Origin of the sequence: Streptomyces roseolus (genome assembly GCF_014649855.1) — a bacterium.
Taxonomy (GTDB): Bacteria; Actinomycetota; Actinomycetes; order Streptomycetales; family Streptomycetaceae; genus Streptomyces; species Streptomyces roseolus.
Map to the genome: position 1 here is coordinate 1 of NZ_BMTV01000092.1, position 655 is coordinate 655.

A 655-nucleotide genomic window follows, 5' to 3' on the forward strand; every position below is an offset into this window, starting at 1 on the left:
ACGCCATCGCCGCCGGCTCCGGCGCCCCCGACGTCGCCCAGATCGAGTACTACGCCCTCGGCCAGTTCGCCATCGGCAAGTCCGTCGAGGACCTCTCCCCCTACGGCGCCATCAAGCATGCCCAGAAGTTCACGCCGGGCCCCTGGCACGCCGTTCACCAGGACGACCGCATCAACGCCCTGCCGATGGACTCGGGGCCCATGGCGTTCTTCTACAACAAGAAGGTCTTCGACAAGCACGGCGTCAAGGTGCCCACCACCTGGGACGAGTACGTCGAGGCCGCCCGCACCCTCCACAAGGCCGATCCCAAGGTCTTCATCACCAACGACACCGGCGACGCCGGCGCCACCACCAGCCTCATCCGGCAGGCCGGCGGCCGCCCGTATCACTCGCGCGGGACCAGCATCAACATCGACTTCGAGGACGAGGGCACCCAGAAGTACACCGCCACCTGGCAGAAGCTCCTCGACGAGAAGCTCCTCGCCCCCATCAGCTCCTGGAGCGACGCCTGGTACAAGGGACTGGCCGACGGCTCCATCGCCACCCTCTCCATCGGCGCCTGGATGCCCGCCAACCTCTCCTCCGGCGTCGCCGCCGCCTCCGGCGACTGGCGCGTCGCCCCCCTCCCCCAGTGGACCAAGGGCGACAAGACCAG

1 protein-coding gene is annotated in these 655 nt (G+C 68.5%); it reads left to right on the forward strand.

Annotated elements, in window-relative coordinates:
• Nucleotides 1–655, forward strand: a 655-nt coding sequence (locus tag IE245_RS36590) for an ABC transporter substrate-binding protein (RefSeq protein WP_189955781.1), incomplete at both ends; no start/stop codon positions are given.